The following is a 16,359-nucleotide window of genomic DNA, read 5'->3' as shown; positions in this document are numbered from 1 at the left end:
AGAGCATTGGACTGCGGATCCAAAGGTTGCTGGTTCAAATCCAGTCGGGCACACCAAACAAAGAGGAGGTTAATTTAACCTCCTCTTTGTTTTTACCACACATATTTATCTTTTAATATTTCTTTTGTTCTTTCCACCACTTCAAAATATCGTTTTTTTACTTTATCATCTAACAATTCAGGGTTAATCTTTAATATTTTAGATTTGAAATTATATATTATTTCTTCCTGAAGAACAACTTTTTTACTAAATAAACTTAAATAATCATTAATTTCATTTATAGCTCTATTATTATATTCACTCATTTTTTCTTTTTCCAATTTTTTTAACTCTTCTAAAGATTCCTTTATTTGCTTATATTCCTTTTCATCCATTTTTGGAAATTTAGAAAACACATAATTTAAATATTTTATATCTTTCTTTATATTCTCGCTGTAACCCGTACTTTTTAAATAAATCTTCTCATTTTCAATAATAGAAAAAAACTTATTATATACATCTTTGGATAATTCATTAAATATTCTTTTTACCTCAGAATCATCAGAAAAAAGTGAATATTTTGAAACTATATCTTTATATAAATTTACCATTTCTATTAATTTAAAATCTGAACTATCCATATAATCATTAAGTTTATTCATTAAAAATAAAATATTGTTTTTATTTATTATATGTTCGATTTTTTCATAGTATTGATTTTGTATATTATAAAAATTTTTTTCTACAGAAATCCATTTCTTTTCAATATTGCGAAGTGTGTTCTCTATATTTACAAAATTATTATTATACTGCTCATTATATCTTTCAAGTTTATCCAATCTATCATTAAGAGATGAGATTTTAATATCAAGACTTTCATATTTTTTATTTATTACTTGAATGGTATCATTAGATGATTTTATTAAAAGTTCCGTATTTAAAAGTATTGCTTTGATTTCTTTGGTTAAATTTTCATTTTGTAATATTTCATTTTCTTTCGATTTAAATTCCAATAAAGCCTTATTTATATCCTGCATATTTTTAAGCATATTATCTATTTTTGAAGACAGCTCATCTAATTTTAAACTTTCATTATAATCTTTTTTTAGATTATCTAAAATATTTTCCATTTTTTCATTTAAAATAGTTTCTAAATCTGTTTTTAATTTCTCACTTAATTCATTGATTTCTTTGGAAAAATTTATATTAATTTCTGAAGCATTAACACTTGGGGAGTTTGGTTTTTCAAATAATTCGTTAATTCTATTTATATCAATATTTTTTAAGATTTTCTTATTTTCTTCCAAAACCATTAAAACATCTGGAATTTGTCTTGTATTTGAATTTATAATATCTAAAATCTGAAAATTATTATTTAGTTTTTCAAGATTATTATTTAATCCGTCTAATTTATTTACTTTATTTTGTATTTCTTCTATATTTTTTTCCATTGACATCTTAAAAGAACTTTGATTCAAAATTAGATAAATCAAAACACCTAAAACAGTTATATTTATTAACAATACTAAAAATAAAAAATTATTGTTTCTTCCTGAAGATTGATTATTCTTTTTATTGTCTGTCTTTTCATTTCGAGGCATACTTATCTCTAATCTTTCTTCTTTTTTAAATTCACCATTATTCATACTACTCCCCCTCGCCTTTGAAAAATAAATTTTTCAATTAATATTATATCATAAAATAAACAAATTGATTACTCACTGAAATAAATATTATTTACAATAAAAAAAAGAATGAACTTATTCATTATTATGAATTGTTAATATTATTTACTAACAATTATTATAAACTTCTCTCAAAAATCTTAATTTTATACTTGTATTTTAATGTTAGATTCTGATATAATTGTTATATAATAATATAATTGTTATATAATAAAAATATAAATAGCATATTTGGAGGGATAAAATTGAAAAATTCAAAATTCAAAATTAATTTTTTTAATTCTATGGGGTTTAAAATTGGTATGATTATTATTTTACTTTCTATTATTCCATTATTAATAGTTACATTTTTTGTGAACTATTCTATTAAAAACCAAGAACAAATAATCATAAAAAATGTTAACTCTCAACTATCCATAGTACAAAATAATTATAAAAATCAATTTAACGAATATAATAAAATCTTAGAAAAACAAATTAATGAATACAATCAAAATATATCAAAACAAATTGAACTTTTAAATGATGAAGTAAACAAAAAATTTGAAGATTTTTTCATCGAAAGTTATGATAAAAATTTATCCACTCTATTTTCTATATTTGAAAATAAAATAAAAGAAAATATTAAAAACCTTGAAGATTTTTTAAATGCTATTAGCAGAAGTTCTGATTTAAAGAAAAAAACAGCTTCAAAAAGTATCTCCATTATTGAAAGATATAGTTTGTTACAACCATACGCCGATTTACAAAAGTTTGATGGAATTCAACTTTGGATGATAAATCCAAAAATCTTTATGAAAAAGAATTCCTTTCAAATATCTATAAAAAATATTAATTATAAAATCCAGAAGAAGGCTGAAAGTTATATGCCAGGTAAAGATGGTTTAAAAAACACTAATATTATCAATTTAATTAAAGTAAATGCTATCCAATTAATCTCAAAAAATTTAGCTTATGGCTTAAGCAAAATTACTTTTATTGAAAATAAACCTTTTTTCATTGTATTAACTCCTATATATGATCCAATTTCAACCCAAAAAATGACTGGAATACTTGTTGGTTTAAAAGAATTTGGATATGATGATATAGTTGAAATAGGAAACTTAATTGATGCTTATATTGTTATTTACTCATCTACAGGTGAACCATTATTCGGTAATATTCCTATTTCCAATTTGAAATTTGATCTCTCCAAAACAAATAAGTTTGTTACAGAAATATTGTTAAAAAAAGAAACTCGTAGTTTTTATTCTACATCTCAACTTTTTCCTTTAATGTATATTCAAATTTCGAAACCATTATTAAAAACACAAACAAATTTAAATATTAGCCTAAAAAGTGACTTTTCACTCCCTGAGTTTAAAACTGAACCTATCAATATTAAACTTAACATAGATATGAGTAAAATTTTAAATATTATAATATTGATTATATTAATGATAATTGTGATTTCAATAATAATATCTATTTATATGGGAAAAAGATTTTCAAATGATTTAAATATTGTAGTGAAAAATCTAAATAATATATCACAAGGAAATTTAAAAGATATTATAAAATTAGAAAGAAACAAAAATGATGAAATTGGTTTAATGATGAAAAAAATTCATAATACAATAGACTTTTTAATTTCCATGTTTAAAGATTTAAATGAAAATATAAATAGATTAAATGTGGCTTCAGATGAAATAGATATTTCATCTGAAAAATTAGAAAAAACAAAAACTACTATTGAAAAAGTTGTTGAAAGTGTTAGAAATTTAATGGATGATCTTGAAAAATTTCTTGGTTCTCTGGACGCAAACATATCTATACTTTTTGATAATAGCAATAATATAATGCATGAATCTATTACAATAGAAAAAACTATTGATAAATTAAGCGAATTTAACTCTACAACTAAAAAAATGACAAACGAAACAAAAGATACAACTGAATTAATTAATAATCTTATTATAAATTTGGCTTCAAGCTTTGAAGATTTTAATAAAAAAGTTTCAAATGTTTTTGAATTTGTAGAAAAAATAACCAATATTGCTAAACAAACAAATCTTTTAGCTTTAAATGCTGCAATTGAAGCTGCAAGAGCTGGTGAAGCTGGAAAGGGATTCGCTGTTGTTGCGGATGAAATAAGAAGTTTATCAATTGAAACAAATAATATCGCAGAAGATATCTCAAATCAAATTAAATTAATAGGAGACGATATGAAAATTTTACTTGATGAAGTTCAATCATCAAAAGAAAATATCAATAACCTAGATGAGATAATGAACAAATTTGAAAAAGATATGGAAAACATCAATAATCTAACTATAGAATTAGATAGAGTTTTTGATATTTTGAAAAATATAATAAAAGAGCAAGATACTGTTTTAAAATCTTTTGATAAAAGTAAAGATGAAATAAATTCATTCTTAAACATATCAAAAAAAGAAATTTTAGGGTTCTCTGAAATAATAAATGATGAAACTGAAGTTATTAACACACTGATTAATCAATCTGAAAAATTACAAAAAAGTTCTGAAAAATTGACTGCTATAATATCCTTCTTCAAGGTTAATTAAACTTATTTAAATTTAATTAAATTTAAATATTGAATTTTTTCTCGGTTTATGATATAATCCCCCTGTATATTATATATAGGGGGTGTTTTTTTGTGGAGAGGGAAGAAGTTTTAAGATTAGTAGAATCAGAGAAGGTTAAATTTATTAGACTACAGATAACAGATATAAACGGACTGTTAAAAAACGTAGAAATCCCTTGGGATGAACTAAAAAACTCATTTGAAAAAGGAACAATGTTTGACGGTTCTTCTATTGAAGGTTTTGTTAGAATTGAAGAATCCGATATGTACTTAAAGCCTGATCCAGCAACATTTGCTATCTACCCATGGACAGATAGTGGATACAAATCAGCAAGAATTATTTGTGATGTTTATAATTCTAGCAGAACCCCTTTTGAAGGAGACCCACGATATCGATTAAAGCTTGTATTAAACAAATTAAAAGAAAAAGGATATTCTGCATATGTTGGTCCAGAACCCGAATTTTTTTTATTACCAAAGGATGAAAAAACACATAAACCTGTTTTAGAATTCCTTGATAAAGGTGGATATTTTGATTTATTGCCAATAGATCAAGGTGAAGAAACGCGAAAAGATGTAGTTCTGGCTTTAGAAGAGATGGGTATAAATGTCGAGGCTTCACATCATGAGGTTGCTCCTTCACAACACGAAATAGATTTTACATATGATGAAGCTTTAAGAACTGCTGACAACATACAAACATTTAAATTAGTTGTAAAAACAATTGCACTATTAAAAGGATTACATGCAACATTTATGCCAAAACCTTTTTTTGGAGAAAACGGTTCTGGAATGCACACACATTTAAGCTTATTTAAAGATAAAAAAAATGCTTTTTTTGATGAAAATAATGAGTTTGAATTAAGTGATACTTTACGTTATTTTGTTGGTGGAGTTTTAAAACATATAAAAGCAATTACAGCTATAGCTAATCCAACCATAAATAGTTACAAAAGATTAGTCCCAGGATACGAAGCTCCTGTTAATATAGCCTGGTCCCCAAGTAACAGAAGCGCTTTAATTAGAGTTCCTGCTGCCAGAAATATGGGCACAAGAATAGAAGTTAGAAGCCCTGATCCAACTGCAAATCCTTATCTTTTACTTGCTTCTTTGCTGGCTGCTGGTTTTGAAGGAATTGAAAATAAAATCGAGCCACCAGAACCAATTATTTCAAATATTTATCATATGACACCTGAAGAAAGAGATAAAGTTGGTATTGATAGTTTACCAACAAACTTGAAAGAAGCTATAGATGAATTGAAGAAGGATGATTTGATAAAAGATGTTCTCGGAAAACATATCTTTGAAAAATACATAGAATTAAAAGAAAAAGAATGGAGAGAGTATTCTATTAATGTAAGTGATTGGGAAATTAATAAATATTTATGGATTATGTAACATTTTTCTATTATAATATTATTGGTTCTAGGGACCTACTATAGGCTGGGTCCCGCGCAACGGGAACCCGCGAACCTGGTCAGGCCCGGAAGGGAGCAGCCATAAGCGGTACTTCCTGTGTGCCGCGGGGGTGCCCGGCCATCTTTATTTTAAGGGGGATTTTTATGAAAAAAGGATTTTTTATTTTTTTAATTATAATACCTATTTCAATTTTCTCTTTAAATTTAGGTATATATTCAAATGGCATTTTTCTTGAATTCCCTGCTGAAAATTTAACAGTAAAGGCAGGCTATCCAACCTTTGGAATATCCTACAGAGGTGGTGATAATTATTTTAATTATAATATTGTCACAGATTTTAATCTAAACAACCCTCAATTAAATAATTACATTTCTTCTAACATTGCCATTAAATTACAAAATGCCAACATATATTCCGGTTTTTGGAATGTTTTTGATACAAATAATTCAACAGAATCAACAAGTACTATAAATATTGGAAATATGGGTTTTTTTACTGGTATTTCAACCACTATCAACAATTTTAAAATTAATATTTCTATGAATATAAAGATTTTGAACTGGATCAAAACAGGTGATATAATAACCAATTTGCCATCTTTTAAAGGAACTTTTGAAGATGCTGTTTCCTTAAACATTGGTTTGAATTATCTTATTCCCATAAAAGATAATAAAGTTGTGTTGTTTTTTAATTTCGGAGCTAACTATATAAGTTTTCCAAACGGCTTAACTTTATATCAATTTAAAAATAATTATAATTTTGGTGTATTGTTGACCTTAAACGAGCTGTTTAAACAGGAGGAATAATATGAGAGAAAAAAATGAAAAAATCTTTGGGCCTGAAGATTTGAAAGACTTAACACCTGAACAGGTAATAAAACTATATGGCAAACAATATAAAAACGAAAAAAAAGAAAAAAAGAAAAAAATTGTCAAATTTCAACATTATTATGTTGAAAATCCTGAATCTGAATTAACTATAAAAACTTTAACCCTTACTCTTAAAAATGGACACACATATATTTTTAAGGCACCTTCTGGTGTTTATGGAAAAAAAGAAATAGATAAAGCAACAAAAGTTCTACTTGAAAATATTGAAATAACTGGAAAAAAAATTTTAGATATTGGTTGTGGCTATGGAATAATTGGAATTACTTTAAAAAAAGAATATCCAGATATCGAAATCTATATGAGTGATATCAATAAAAGAGCTGTTGAATTTTCTAAAATAAATTCAAAGAATAATAATATTTTTGCTGATATAAGACAGGGAAATTTATTTGAACCTTGGAACAACGAAATTTTTGATCAAATTGTATCAAATCCTCCAATTGTTGCTGGTAAAAAAATTTGGATGAAACTAATAGAAGATTCATTTCTACATCTAAAAAAAGACGGTTCTCTTCAATTAGTAGCCTTCCATAATAAAGGTGGAAGCAGAATAAAAAATTATATGAATAAAATTTTTGGCAATGTCTCAGAAGTAGTAAAAAAAGGTGGAATTAGGTTATATAAGTCGGTGAAAGTATAATGTTAGAAGCTAAAAATATAGATTTCAATTATAAAGAAAAGAGAATTTTCAATAATCTTAATATTATATTAGAAAGCAAAATTCCTATTGGATTGGTTGGTTCAAATGGGAGTGGAAAATCTACTTTACTAAGACTTTTATGCGGTATTTTATCTCCACAAAATGGTGAAATTTTTTTGTATGGAAAAAAAATAAATTTCAACAATGTAAATTCACTTTTATATTTAAAAAAACATGTTGGATACATTTTTCAAAACCCTGAAAATCAAATTGTAGGAGTTACTGTAGAAGAAGATATTGCTTTTGGCCTGGAAAATCTTGGATTAGATAGAAATGAAATAAAAAAAAGAATAAATTGGGCTTTGAACGTAACTGATTTAATAGGGTTAGAAAAGAAAGATCCTAACACCCTTTCTGGTGGGCAAAAACAACGCCTTGCAATTGCATCTATGATTGCTATGCAACCAGATTTTATTTTAATGGATGAACCTACAACAATGCTTGATCCTGAAGGACGAGAAGAAATATATAAAGTAATTAAAAATCTTATTAATATAGGAAAAACTATTATTATAGCGTCTCATCATGCGAAAGATTTACGTTTTGTGGAGAAAATCATAGCTTTGGATTCCGGAAAAATAATGTTTTATGATCAAAGAAAAAAATTCTATAACTGGTCAGAAAATAAAAGGTTTAACGTTGAAATACCTTTTGAAAATATTGTAAAAAAATATACAGGTAAATCATTAAAAGAGTTGGAGAGAAATATATGCCTATAGAAATTAATAATGTTTCATATATATATGCAGAAGGAACTCCTTTTGAATCAGTAGCTTTAAAAAATATAAATTGGAATATAGATGAAGGTTCAATGTGGGTTATTTTGGGAAAAACTGGATCTGGTAAAACAACCTTAATTCAAACTTTAAATGGACTTTTAATACCTAAGACAGGAGAAATCATCATTGATGGTTTATCTACTAAAAATCAAAAAACAGATATAAAAAAAATCAGAGAAAAAATTGGAATGGTTTTTCAATATCCAGAAAGTCAATTTTTTCTTCCTACTGTTTTAGAAGAATTAATGTTCGCTCCAAAAAATTTTAATAAAAACATCTCTCCTAATAAACTATATAGCATTTTAAATTTAATCGGATTAAATAAAAATTTTTTAAATAGAAATCCTTTTGCTTTATCAGGTGGCGAAATGCGCAGAGTTGCTATTGCTTCTGTACTATCATATGACCCTAAATATATTATATTTGATGAACCAACTGTTGGATTGGATTATGACGGAAGAAAAAAAATATGGAAAATCATAGATGAATTAAAAAAATTAGGAAAAACTATCATTATAATAACACATTGGTTAGATGAATTAATTCCATTTAAACCAAATATTTTACACATCCATAATCATGAAATATCGTATATTGGAACATTTGATAACTTTATATTACTAGGTGAAGATGAATTAAGGAAAAAAAATATTGTTTTTTCTGAAAAACTAAAATTATACTACTGTTCATTAAAAAATAATATAAAATTAGAAAAATTATTTCAATATTGAAAAGATAGACGTTGACTAATTAAAAAAATAATGTTATAATACTATCTGTCTTGGGAGGTCGTCTAATGGCAGGACAGCGGACTCTGGATCCGCCGATGGAGGTTCGAGTCCTCCCCTCCCAGCCAAAATAAGAACACGCCTGTAGCTCAATTGGTAGAGCGGCGGTCTCCAAAATCGCAGGCTGGGGGTTCAAGTCCCTCCGGGCGTGCCATATTTTTATGTGGGCCATTAGCTCAGCTGGTAGAGCGGCTGACTCTTAATCAGTAGGCCGTGGGTTCGAATCCCGCATGGCCCACCATGTTTACAAAATTTTATTGTAAAGCGGAAGCCACCCAGTAGCTTCCCACCTCGGGTAAATATGCCGTCAGGGGTTGTGATTTAAAGGGAAATACATGGGTGGAGTGTACTCCACCCATTTTTATTTTATAATTAAAATATCCAAAAATTATTAATATTTTTTCGCAGATTTTTTTGAATTGCGAAAAAAGAATAGGAGGGATAAGTATTAAGAGATCGAAAGATACAACTTTGAGAAACGAAGAAATAAGAGTTAGAGAAGTTAGAGTTATTGGTAATTCTGGAGAACAATTAGGGGTTATGGAAACAAAAAAAGCTTTACAAATTGCATATCAAGAAGGACTCGATTTAGTTTTAGTTTCCCCAAATTCCAATCCTCCAGTAGCAAAAATAATGGACTTTGGAAAATATAAATACGAAAAAGAGAAAAGAGAAAAAGAAGCCAAGAAAAAGCAAAAAAAACAAGTATTGAAAGAAATGAAATTCAGACTAAGAATCGATGATCATGATTTCAACACAAAAGTTAGAAGAATTAGAACGTTCCTTGAAGATGGTAATAAAGTAAGAGTTGTTGTTATGTTTTTAGGTAGAGATATTATGTTTACAGATAAAGGAAAAGAAATCTTAAATAAAGTTATTAAAAACGTTGAGGATATAGCTGAAGTTACCAGAGAACCAAAAATGGCTGGAAGAGATATGGATATGATTTTATCTCCAAAAAAACAAAAATAATTAAAGGAGGATTAACTATGAAAATTAAAAGACATTCTTCATCCGCAAAAAGATTTAAAGTTACTGGCTCTGGAAGAATAAGAATGAGAAGATCAAATGTTGGTCATAATACAAGAATAAGAGGTAAAAAAAGAATGAAAAGATTACATCAATACAAAGATATTCCAACAGGATTAAACGAAAAAGTTGAAAGATTACTTGGGTTGAAATAATAAACAATCGAAAGGAGAGATACATAAATGAGAATAAAAAGAGCTGTTCACGCTAGAAAAAAAAGAAAGAAATTTTTAAAAGCTGCTAAAGGCTATAGAGGCGCTCTTAGCAGAAGATATGTATTAGCTAAACAACAATTCTTCAGATCAGGAAAATATGCTTATGCTGGAAGAAAACAAAAGAAAAGAGATTTCAGAAGACTCTGGATTACAAGAATTAATGCCGCTGCTAGAAATGAAGGATTAAAATATAATGATTTAATACACGGATTAAAATTAGCAGGTGTAACTATTAATAGAAAAATGTTATCAGAACTTGCTGTAAATGATTATGAAGCTTTCAAAGAATATGTAAATATTGCTAAAGAATTTTTATCCAAATAAATATTTGAGGCACCTTGGGGTGCCTCAAATATTTATTTAAACACATTTAAAACACATTGATAGGAATTATTAATTTTATCAATAATATCTTTTCTTATATATTCTAAATCGAATTCTTTTAAATTCCATACATTCGTTTTCAGAACCATTAAAACAGGTTTCTTTATATTCATATCAGGAATTTTATATGATTCTGACAAAAGAGGATTATTCCTTATTACATATAATTTTGTTAATTTACCTAATTCAATAGCTAAAGTCTTATTATTAAAATCATTTGGTATATCAAAAACAAAATGAACTTCATTTAAAGTATAATATAAATATACTCCCTGGAAATACCACGTATTATAAGAGTTTAAAATAAAATCTAATAATACTGTATCAATATATTTACTAAGAGATATGTATTTTACCCCTTTTAATTTTTCTGATAATATATACTTTTTGATAATATTTTCATTTCCTTCAATAAAAAAACTTGGAATTATTAATGGTGATTGATAAATAGACATATTTATATTTATATTGACATTTTTATTATATTTTTTAGATAACCTATAATACCGTTCTTTTAATATATCAATCTCTTTATTATCAATTTTTGTTGGGTATAAAGCACTCATATACATTGATGGTTTACCTGGCATTAAAGAAAGGAAACTTCTTCCATTATTATCAAAAAATAAATTCAGGCTAGGAAATCTATTATTTATGTCGAATATAGAAAAAGCTATTAAATGTTCATATGCATCATCTAACTTATCTTTTTTTTCATTAAAATATTCTATTGATATTTTTTTTAATTCTTTAAAAGAATTTTCGTATATCAAGTTTTCACCTCACTTAAATATTGTATTAATCAAATTAAGAAAATCTGTATACAAAATTTTTTCATTATCTGCTGTATATTCAACAGGTTGTATAGTCTTTGTTTTAATCATTTTTTTTACATCAAAAACTATTTTAAATCTTGCAAATTTACCAAAGTAATATGCATCACCTTCAAATACAACATTAATTTTACCTAAATTCCTCACACAATACCATTTTGTATTAGAAAAAAATGAATCAAAATATGGACCAATTTTTTTATTTGGATATCCAAAAAATGAACTATTTTTTGTTAAATTTATATACTCTTCATCAGTAAGATTTATTTGAAATAAATCTTTTAAATAAAAAATATATATAAATGTTAGAGTTAATATAACTACTAAGGTTGAAGTTATTATAACAATAAAAGCATATTTAATATTTTTCTTTTTAATTTACCTCACCTCCCTATTTGTTTTTTCTATAATTTATCAAAAAATCCCTTGAATTATTAACATTATTAAAGTATAATTGTATTAAAATATGCATTTAGGAGGTAAAATTATGGATATCGGAAAAAAATATATTCCAAGTGAAATTGAAACAAAATGGTATAAATTTTGGATTGATAAAGAGTTATTTAAAGCAAAAGGAGAAGGAAACGGAAAATTCTCAATGGTTATACCTCCACCAAATATTACTGGAAAAATACATATGGGTCACGCTTTAAATATTTCATTACAAGATATAATAACACGTTTTAATAGAATGTTAGGAAAAGATACCTTATGGTTACCCGGTGAAGACCATGCAGGTATTGCGACACAACATGTTGTAGAAAAGTTCTTAATGAAAAGTGAAGGAAAAAGAAAAGAAGATTATGGGAGAAAAGAATTTCTTAATAAAGTGTGGGAATGGGCTAACGAATATAGAGAACATATAAAAAAACAAATAATGGCTATTGGTGCTTCTGTTGATTGGTCAATGGAAAGGTTCACGTTAGATGAAGGCTTAAATAAAGCTGTTAAAAAAGTTTTTGTTGAATTATACAATGAAGGGTTAATTTATAAAGGGAAATATATAGTAAATTGGTGTCCTAGTTGTGGAACTGTTTTATCAGATGAAGAGGTTGAACACAAAGATGAAAAGGGATCATTATATCATATAAAATATCCTATAAAAGATGAAGATGATTATATAATTATTGCAACAACCAGACCTGAAACAATGTTAGGAGATACTGCTATTGCTGTTCATCCGTCTGATGAAAGATATAAAGATTATGTAGGAAAAGTTGCAATATTGCCATTAATCGGAAGAGAAATAACTATAATTGCAGATAAATATGTGGATCCTTCATTTGGAACTGGTGCATTAAAAGTTACACCTGCCCATGATCCTAACGACTATCTCTTGGGTCAAAGGCATAATTTAGAAACCGTTCAAATTATGGATGAATTCGCAAAAATAAATGAAAATGGCAGAAAATATGCTGGAATGGATAGAAAGACTGCTAGAAAAGCCGTTGTTGAAGATTTGGAAAAAGAAGGTTATTTAGTAAAAATAGAAGATTTAGAACATTCTGTTGGCCATTGTTATAGATGTAATACTGTTGTTGAACCTTTCTTATTAGATCAATGGTTTGTTAAAATGAAGCCTTTAGCAGAAAAAGCTATAGAAGCTGTTGAAAAATCTGACGTTACATTTTACCCTAATAGATGGAAAAAAGTATATTTAAACTGGATGAATGAAATTAGAGATTGGTGTATTTCAAGACAACTATGGTGGGGACATAGAATTCCTGTATGGTATTGTGATGATTGTGGACATGTTAATGTTTCAGAAGAAGATATTCACATATGTCAAAAATGTGGTTCTGAAAATATAAGACAGGATGAAGACGTTTTAGATACATGGTTTAGTTCTGCTTTGTGGCCATTTTCAACATTAGGATGGCCTAACGAAACCGACGAATTAAAAAAATATTATCCAACAAATTTACTTGTAACTGGTTTTGACATTATTTTCTTCTGGGTTGCAAGAATGATTGTTATGGGAGAAAAATTTATGGGTGATAAGCCTTTTTCCGATGTTTATATTCATCAATTGGTTAGAGATAAACATGGAAGAAAAATGTCAAAATCCTTAGGAAATGGAATAGATCCACTTGAAATTATAGAAAAATTTGGCGCTGATCCGATGAGATTTACCTTAGCCATTTTGGCTGCTCAAGGCAGAGATATAAAATTAGATCCTAAAACTTTAGAATCTTATTCTAAATTTGCAAATAAAATATGGAATGCAACAAGATTTGTTCTTTTAAATATGGATAATTTTGAAAAGATAGATCTTACACCAGAAATGTTAGAATTAGAAGATAAATGGATGTTTTCAAGATTAAACAAAACAATAAAAATAGTCACAGAGTCTTTAAATAAATATGAATTCAATATTGCAGCAAGAGAATTATATGATTTCTTTTGGAATGAATATTGTGATTGGTATATAGAAGCTGTAAAAAACAGACTAAAATCAGATGAAAATAAAGTTGTAGCTCAAAATGTCCTTGTTAGAGTTTTAGACTCATCATTAAGACTTTTACACCCATTTATGCCATTTTTAACAGAAGAATTGTGGCAAAACCTTCCAAAAATTAATGATGAAAAATATCTAATAACTGCAAAATGGCCAGTTTATGATAAGAATTTTGTATTTGACAAAGAAGAAGCTGAATTTGAAAAAATTAAAGCATTTATAAGAGGTATTAGAAACGTTAAAGCGGATATTAACATACCTCAAATTACAAAAGTTGAAATAGCATATAAAGCTTTAGATAATGATAGTTGGATTGTAAATAACGAATCGTTAATTAAAGAATTAGCTTTTGTGACTAACATAATAATTGTTGATAAAAAACCTGAAAAAGCTGCCACTTCATATGTTGATGATACTATAGAAGCATATGTAAAATTAGGGGAATTAATTGATATAAATGCAGAAAAAGAAAGACTAAACAAAAAGAAAGAAAAACTAGAAAAGGAATTTACGAAATACGACAAAAAATTAAATAATCCAAACTTTATTTCAAGAGCTCCTGAAGAGGTTATCGAAGAAGTAAAAGAAAACCATACTTTAATAAAATCTCAAATCAAAAAATTAGAAAAACTAATAGAGGAGTTAAATTAAAATGATTTCAAATTTAAAAGATGCTGTTGAATATATATATAACAGACGTGGTGGTACAAGAATAAAATACGGCTTAGAAAGAATTAATAAATTATGCGAATTATTAGGAAATCCACAAAAGGATTTTCCTGTAATTCATGTGACAGGAACAAATGGAAAAGGAAGTACATCAAGAGCCATTCATGACATTTTAAAAGAACATGGATTAAAGGTAGGAATATTTACTTCACCACATTTAACTCATATATCTGAAAGAATAAGAATTAATGGAAAATCTATAACAAATAAAGATTTTATTGAAACATTAAATGATATGGTTATTCCTATTGAAAAGATGGATTCTATAAAAGATGAAATGTCTCCTTCCTTTTTTGAAATAATTACAGCATTGGCTTTAAAATATTTTTCACATAATAAAATAGATGTTGCTGTATTAGAAGTTGGTCTTGGTGGAAGATTGGATGCCACCAATGTTGTTTTATCTGATGTGTCTGTTATAACAACAGTTCAATATGATCATATGAACTTATTAGGAAATACACTTGAAGAAATTGCTTTTGAAAAAGCTGGAATAATAAAAAAAGATAACAATGTTGTTTTAGGAAAAATAAATAATTCATCAAAAAAAGTTATTTTTGATAGAGCAACTGAAGTCGGAATAAAAAATTTTTTTGAATTTGACAAGAATTATAATTTTAGTAATCCTGCTTTTTCTTTAAATTGGAATTCTATTTCATATAAAAGCCCATTTAATGAAATTAACGACATAATATTCAAAGCAAATGGAACATATCAACCTTATAATATTTCTACAGCAATAATGGCTGTAGAGAGTTTTTTTGAAAAAAGAGATAAAAAAATTGATATTGAAAAAACAAAAAAAGGATTGAGAAAATTCACCTGGGAAGGCCGATTCGAATTATTAGAATATAACAACAAAAATGTTATACTTGAAGGTGCTCATAATATTTCAGGAGCTTTAGCTTTAAAAAATTCAATAAAAACTTATATTAAAAATTTTAAAAAAGCTGCTTTAGTTGGTATATTAGATGATAAAGATATTGAAAGTATGTTGAAAATTATTTCTAATGAATTTGATTATATAATTATTACTCAAGTTCCAAACAAGCGTTCAAATAATCCAGAACTTGCATATGAAATATTAAAAAAATTCAATAAAAATGTTGTATTTATAAAGAACCCTATTGAAGCCTTTGAAAGATTGTTATCAGTTCCTTATGATTATTATTTTATCACAGGCTCATTATATTTAGTAGGAAAAATACGTGGATATATGCTTAATTTGGAGGAAATCTAATGATACGAAAAATCAAAGCTGTTGTTAATAAATTAGATATAAATGAAATTATTATACAATCTGAAAATTTCTTCTTTGAAAGCATTCCTACATATAGAATATTAAAAAATTGCGAAGAAAATAAAGAATATATATTCGAAACGATTCTTGATATAAACGAATGGAATATTTCTTTATATTTATTCTATGATAATTTTGAAAGAAATATGTTTCTTAATTTGAAAAAAGTTTCAAAATTGGGGTCTAAAAGTGCTTTGAAAATACTCCAAAATGCTGACGCTGAAAATATAGCTACTATGATTTCCGCAAATGACATTAATGGTTTATCTAAATTACCAGGTGTAGGGAAAAAAACAGCAGAAAGAATTGCAAACGAATTAAAAAATATTTTTGATTCATTTGTAACAACTGGAAATAATTCAAAATTAAATGATGCATTAGATGCGCTTGAAGCTTTAGGATTCGAAAGAAATAAAATCTATAAGGTATTAAAAGAAATGAATATAGAAAATCTATCTTTAGAAAATATTATTACACAAGCTTTGAAGAAATTGTGATAATATCTTAATTTTAATTAATGAAAATAATGTTAAAATATATATGGACAAAAATTTATTTTAAATATTGGGTGTTTATTTAATTGGAGG

15 protein-coding genes, 3 tRNA genes and 1 other RNA gene are annotated in these 16,359 nt (G+C 26.5%); 16 read left to right on the top strand and 3 right to left on the bottom strand.

All coding sequences use genetic code 11. The features are described 5' to 3' along the window. Positions 1 to 92: 92 nt before the first annotated feature. Positions 93 to 1,625, bottom strand: a complete 1,533-nt coding sequence (locus tag BUA62_RS02820) for a hypothetical protein (RefSeq protein WP_072863234.1) — start codon at positions 1,623 to 1,625, stop codon at positions 93 to 95. A 284-nt stretch (positions 1,626 to 1,909) separates the two neighbouring features. Here BUA62_RS02820 and BUA62_RS02815 point away from each other — a divergent pair, with 284 nt between their 5' ends. From BUA62_RS02815 to rplT, 13 genes are all read left to right on the top strand, one after another. Next, positions 1,910 to 4,228 carry a methyl-accepting chemotaxis protein gene (locus BUA62_RS02815; RefSeq protein WP_072863232.1) on the top strand — a complete coding sequence of 773 codons (2,319 nt, stop codon included), beginning with the start codon at positions 1,910 to 1,912 and terminating at the stop codon, positions 4,226 to 4,228. A 92-nt stretch (positions 4,229 to 4,320) separates the two neighbouring features. Continuing rightward, complete coding sequence (gene glnA, locus BUA62_RS02810) at positions 4,321 to 5,646, top strand: type I glutamate--ammonia ligase (protein ID WP_072863230.1); 1,326 nt, start codon at positions 4,321 to 4,323, stop codon at positions 5,644 to 5,646. 43 nt (positions 5,647 to 5,689) lie between these two features. After that, positions 5,690 to 5,789: signal recognition particle sRNA small type (ffs, locus tag BUA62_RS02805), an RNA gene on the top strand. A 21-nt stretch (positions 5,790 to 5,810) separates the two neighbouring features. Beyond that, positions 5,811 to 6,473, top strand: a complete 663-nt coding sequence (locus tag BUA62_RS02800) for a hypothetical protein (RefSeq protein WP_072863228.1) — start codon at positions 5,811 to 5,813, stop codon at positions 6,471 to 6,473. 1 nt (position 6,474) lies between these two features. After that, entirely contained in the window at positions 6,475 to 7,197 is a 723-nt protein-coding gene (locus BUA62_RS02795; RefSeq protein WP_084670666.1) for a methyltransferase, read from the top strand. Next, the gene (locus tag BUA62_RS02790; protein ID WP_072863226.1) at positions 7,197 to 7,976 is read left to right on the top strand and encodes an energy-coupling factor ABC transporter ATP-binding protein; all 780 of its coding nucleotides are present in this window, start codon (positions 7,197 to 7,199) and stop codon (positions 7,974 to 7,976) included. Before BUA62_RS02795 ends, BUA62_RS02790 begins: the two co-directional genes overlap by 1 nt. Continuing rightward, positions 7,967 to 8,767 (top strand): ATP-binding cassette domain-containing protein, encoded by an 801-nt coding sequence (locus BUA62_RS02785; protein WP_072863224.1) that lies wholly within the window; start codon positions 7,967 to 7,969, stop codon positions 8,765 to 8,767. Before BUA62_RS02790 ends, BUA62_RS02785 begins: the two co-directional genes overlap by 10 nt. Positions 8,768 to 8,818: 51 nt before the next feature. Further along, a tRNA-Gln gene (locus tag BUA62_RS02780) sits at positions 8,819 to 8,892 on the top strand. 10 nt (positions 8,893 to 8,902) lie between these two features. Further along, a tRNA-Trp gene (locus BUA62_RS02775) sits at positions 8,903 to 8,978 on the top strand. An 11-nt stretch (positions 8,979 to 8,989) separates the two neighbouring features. Next, positions 8,990 to 9,065, top strand: a tRNA-Lys gene (locus BUA62_RS02770). A gap of 173 nt (positions 9,066 to 9,238) precedes the next feature. Further along, positions 9,239 to 9,796, top strand: coding sequence for a translation initiation factor IF-3 (gene infC / locus BUA62_RS02765; protein ID WP_234970270.1), 558 nt, complete (start codon positions 9,239 to 9,241; stop codon positions 9,794 to 9,796). A gap of 17 nt (positions 9,797 to 9,813) precedes the next feature. Then, positions 9,814 to 10,008, top strand: coding sequence for a large ribosomal subunit protein bL35 (locus BUA62_RS02760; protein WP_072863221.1), 195 nt, complete (start codon positions 9,814 to 9,816; stop codon positions 10,006 to 10,008). Between the two features lie 27 nt (positions 10,009 to 10,035). Continuing rightward, positions 10,036 to 10,392: a 50S ribosomal protein L20 gene (rplT, locus tag BUA62_RS02755; RefSeq protein ID WP_072863218.1), complete on the top strand. Its 357-nt coding sequence runs from the start codon at positions 10,036 to 10,038 to the stop codon at positions 10,390 to 10,392. A 32-nt stretch (positions 10,393 to 10,424) separates the two neighbouring features. Here the strand turns inward: rplT and BUA62_RS02750 are convergent, their stop codons facing one another. Both BUA62_RS02750 and BUA62_RS02745 read right to left on the bottom strand, forming a co-directional pair. Then, positions 10,425 to 11,225, bottom strand: a complete 801-nt coding sequence (locus BUA62_RS02750) for a DUF4895 domain-containing protein (RefSeq protein ID WP_072863216.1) — start codon at positions 11,223 to 11,225, stop codon at positions 10,425 to 10,427. Between the two features lie 9 nt (positions 11,226 to 11,234). Next, positions 11,235 to 11,432 carry a hypothetical protein gene (locus BUA62_RS02745; RefSeq protein WP_072863213.1) on the bottom strand — a complete coding sequence of 66 codons (198 nt, stop codon included), beginning with the start codon at positions 11,430 to 11,432 and terminating at the stop codon, positions 11,235 to 11,237. A gap of 337 nt (positions 11,433 to 11,769) precedes the next feature. Here BUA62_RS02745 and BUA62_RS02740 point away from each other — a divergent pair, with 337 nt between their 5' ends. From BUA62_RS02740 to ruvA, 3 genes are read left to right on the top strand one after another with little or no spacing between them, the layout of a single operon-like run. Then, entirely contained in the window at positions 11,770 to 14,394 is a 2,625-nt protein-coding gene (locus BUA62_RS02740) for a valine--tRNA ligase (protein ID WP_072863240.1), read from the top strand. Between the two features lies 1 nt (position 14,395). Next, complete coding sequence (locus tag BUA62_RS02735) at positions 14,396 to 15,712, top strand: bifunctional folylpolyglutamate synthase/dihydrofolate synthase (RefSeq protein WP_072863211.1); 1,317 nt, start codon at positions 14,396 to 14,398, stop codon at positions 15,710 to 15,712. Continuing rightward, positions 15,712 to 16,269: a Holliday junction branch migration protein RuvA gene (gene ruvA / locus BUA62_RS02730; RefSeq protein WP_072863208.1), complete on the top strand. Its 558-nt coding sequence runs from the start codon at positions 15,712 to 15,714 to the stop codon at positions 16,267 to 16,269. Before BUA62_RS02735 ends, ruvA begins: the two co-directional genes overlap by 1 nt. The last annotated feature ends 90 nt before the right edge of the window (positions 16,270 to 16,359 follow it).

Source organism: Marinitoga hydrogenitolerans DSM 16785 (genome assembly GCF_900129175.1).
Taxonomy (GTDB): domain Bacteria; phylum Thermotogota; class Thermotogae; order Petrotogales; family Petrotogaceae; genus Marinitoga; species Marinitoga hydrogenitolerans.
Note: the sequence above shows the minus strand (reverse complement) of the source record. Positions and strands in the feature narration are given on the sequence as shown.